Consider the following 661-nt stretch of genomic DNA (forward strand, 5'->3'; position numbering starts at 1 on the left):
TTTTCTTTAGCGATTGTGGAGGCTATGTTAAAAAGAGAGCTATTCTCAAAGCTTCTAGTTTTCTTTTGTTTTATTCCTCCTCCTATCCCCTTAGCACTAAAATTTATTGCAGTTGCTCTAATCTCTGTGGTGTTGCTTGTATAATTTTTAGATAAAGTATTCACACTAAAAGTTCCGCATTTATAAAGCTTCTCATATCCTAACCATAATTCTAAACTATCCCCAAAAAGTGGCTTAGAATATAGTCCAAAAACACTAAAGCTTATCTCATCACTCTCATCTTTTTCTTTATCCTCATAGCTTAGGCTTATGAGATTTTTAGAAATCTTTTGTGTGATGTCTTTGCCTTTGGCTAGGAGTTTAAAGCTTGGTTTGTTAATCATTGGATTCTCCTTGAAATAAATTAAGTTTCTCAAATTCTAGCAGTTGCTGGTGGGCTTTATAAGCTTTTTATAAATTTTTAGGCTGAGGCTAAACATAAGCGTTTGCGAAGCCTATAAAATTTATAAAATCTTTTAAATGTTGCCACAAATGCGAATTTTCACCATAGTGCTTCTTCTTTATTTGTTGGCTTTTCTATTATTGGCAAATTCACAACATCTCCATTTTTTAAAAGTGGAGTAAGCTTGGGATTTACTTCTAAAACCATACTAAAATACTC

At 32.4% G+C, this 661-nt stretch carries 1 pseudogene; it reads right to left on the reverse strand.

The features are described 5' to 3' along the window. A pseudogene (locus B6S12_RS10775) lies at positions 1-383 on the reverse strand (phage late control D family protein); the annotation flags it as partial. Positions 384-661 lie beyond the last annotated feature (278 nt).

This window comes from Helicobacter valdiviensis (assembly GCF_003245365.1).
In the GTDB taxonomy this organism is placed as follows: Bacteria; Campylobacterota; Campylobacteria; order Campylobacterales; family Helicobacteraceae; genus Helicobacter_D; species Helicobacter_D valdiviensis.